This window comes from Vibrio sp. 704 (assembly GCF_033339295.1).
Genome location: NZ_JAWOUH010000047.1, coordinates 1 through 2,951, shown reverse-complemented (window position 1 = coordinate 2,951; position 2,951 = coordinate 1). Strand labels below are relative to the sequence as shown.

Below are 2,951 nucleotides of genomic sequence, written 5' to 3'. Positions count from 1 at the left end.
CATTGAGTCCATCAAAACCCCTTGGGTGTTGTATGGTTAAGCCTCACGGGCAATTAGTACAGGTTAGCTCAACGCCTCACAACGCTTACACACCCTGCCTATCAACGTCGTAGTCTACGACAACCCTTTAGGATACTTAAAGTATCAGGGAGAACTCATCTCAAGGCTCGCTTCCCGCTTAGATGCTTTCAGCGGTTATCGATCCCGAACTTAGCTACCGGGCAATGCGTCTGGCGACACAACCCGAACACCAGAGGTTCGTCCACTCCGGTCCTCTCGTACTAGGAGCAGCCCCTTTCAATTCTCCAACGCCCACGGCAGATAGGGACCGAACTGTCTCACGACGTTCTAAACCCAGCTCGCGTACCACTTTAAATGGCGAACAGCCATACCCTTGGGACCGACTTCAGCCCCAGGATGTGATGAGCCGACATCGAGGTGCCAAACACCGCCGTCGATATGAACTCTTGGGCGGTATCAGCCTGTTATCCCCGGAGTACCTTTTATCCGTTGAGCGATGGCCCTTCCATTCAGAACCACCGGATCACTATGACCTGCTTTCGCACCTGCTCGAATTGTCATTCTCGCAGTCAAGCGGGCTTATGCCATTGCACTAACCTCACGATGTCCAACCGTGATTAGCCCACCTTCGTGCTCCTCCGTTACGCTTTGGGAGGAGACCGCCCCAGTCAAACTACCCACCAGGCACTGTCCGCAACCCCGATAAGGGGTCGACGTTAGAACATCAACACTACAAGGGTGGTATTTCAAGGACGGCTCCACGCAATCTAGCGACTGCGCTTCAAAGCCTCCCACCTATCCTACACATGTAGGGTCAATGTTCAGTGCCAAGCTGTAGTAAAGGTTCACGGGGTCTTTCCGTCTAGCCGCGGGTACACTGCATCTTCACAGCGATTTCAATTTCACTGAGTCTCGGGTGGAGACAGCGTGGCCATCATTACGCCATTCGTGCAGGTCGGAACTTACCCGACAAGGAATTTCGCTACCTTAGGACCGTTATAGTTACGGCCGCCGTTTACCGGGGCTTCGATCAAGAGCTTCGACCGAAGTCTAACCCCATCAATTAACCTTCCGGCACCGGGCAGGCGTCACACCGTATACGTCATCTTGCGATTTTGCACAGTGCTGTGTTTTTAATAAACAGTTGCAGCCACCTGGTATCTGCGACTCTCAATAGCTCCATCCGCGAGGGACTTCACCGTCGAGAGCGTACCTTCTCCCGAAGTTACGGTACCATTTTGCCTAGTTCCTTCACCCGAGTTCTCTCAAGCGCCTTGGTATTCTCTACCCGACCACCTGTGTCGGTTTGGGGTACGATTCCTTACAATCTGAAGCTTAGAGGCTTTTCCTGGAAGCATGGCATCAATGACTTCACACCCGTAGGTGCTCGACGTCGTGTCTCAGCCTTAGAAAGAGCCGGATTTACCTAACTCTTCAGCCTACGCACTTGAACCTGGACAACCGTCGCCAGGCCCACCTAGCCTTCTCCGTCCCCCCATCGCAATTGTAAGAAGTACGGGAATATTAACCCGTTTCCCATCGACTACGCCTTTCGGCCTCGCCTTAGGGGTCGACTTACCCTGCCCCGATTAACGTTGGACAGGAACCCTTGGTCTTCCGGCGAGGAGGTTTTTCACCCCCTTTATCGTTACTCATGTCAGCATTCGCACTTCTGATACGTCCAGCATGCGTTACCACACACCTTCAACCGCTTACAGAACGCTCCCCTACCCAATGCACTAAAGTGCATTGCCGCAGCTTCGGTTTACTACTTAGCCCCGTTACATCTTCCGCGCAGGCCGACTCGACCAGTGAGCTATTACGCTTTCTTTAAATGATGGCTGCTTCTAAGCCAACATCCTGGCTGTCTGAGCCTTCCCACATCGTTTCCCACTTAGTAGTAATTTGGGACCTTAGCTGGCGGTCTGGGTTGTTTCCCTCTCCACGACGGACGTTAGCACCCGCCGTGTGTCTCCCGGATAGTACTTACTGGTATTCGGAGTTTGCAAAGGGTTGGTAAGTCGGGATGACCCCCTAGCCTTAACAGTGCTCTACCCCCAGTAGTATTCGTCCGAGGCGCTACCTAAATAGCTTTCGGGGAGAACCAGCTATCTCCAGGTTTGATTGGCCTTTCACCCCTAGCCACAAGTCATCCGCTAATTTTTCAACATTAGTCGGTTCGGTCCTCCAGTTGATGTTACTCAACCTTCAACCTGCCCATGGCTAGATCACCTGGTTTCGGGTCTATATCCAGAGACTGAACGCCCAGTTAAGACTCGGTTTCCCTACGGCTCCCCTAGATGGTTAACCTTGCCACTGAATATAAGTCGCTGACCCATTATACAAAAGGTACGCAGTCACAGGACAAAGCCTGCTCCTACTGCTTGTACGTACACGGTTTCAGGTTCTATTTCACTCCCCTCACAGGGGTTCTTTTCGCCTTTCCCTCACGGTACTGGTTCACTATCGGTCAGTCAGTAGTATTTAGCCTTGGAGGATGGTCCCCCCATATTCAGACAGGATATCACGTGTCCCGCCCTACTCGATTTCACTGAACACACGTCGTCAACTACGGGACTATCACCCTGTATCGTCGGCCTTTCCAGGCTGTTCGTCTAACGCGTGTAAAGCTTAAGGGCTAGTCCAATTTCGCTCGCCGCTACTTTCGGAATCTCGGTTGATTTCTTTTCCTCGGGGTACTTAGATGTTTCAGTTCCCCCGGTTCGCCCTGTTGAGCTATGTATTCACTCAACAGTAATACCTTATGGTATTGGGTTTCCCCATTCGGAAATCCCAGACTCAAATGGTTTTTACTACCTAATCTGGGCTTATCGCAAGTTAATACGTCCTTCATCGCCTCTGACTGCCAAGGCATCCACCGTGTACGCTTAGTCACTTAACCATACAACCCGAAGGAGTTTCGAGTTGAT

Annotated in this window: 1 rRNA gene; it reads right to left on the bottom strand. The window is 51.8% G+C overall.

Going from position 1 to position 2,951, the window contains the following annotated elements:
• Nucleotides 1–32: 32 nt before the first annotated feature.
• Nucleotides 33–2,923 (bottom strand): 23S ribosomal RNA (locus R7R24_RS24225).
• Between the last annotated feature and the right edge of the window lie 28 nt (nt 2,924–2,951).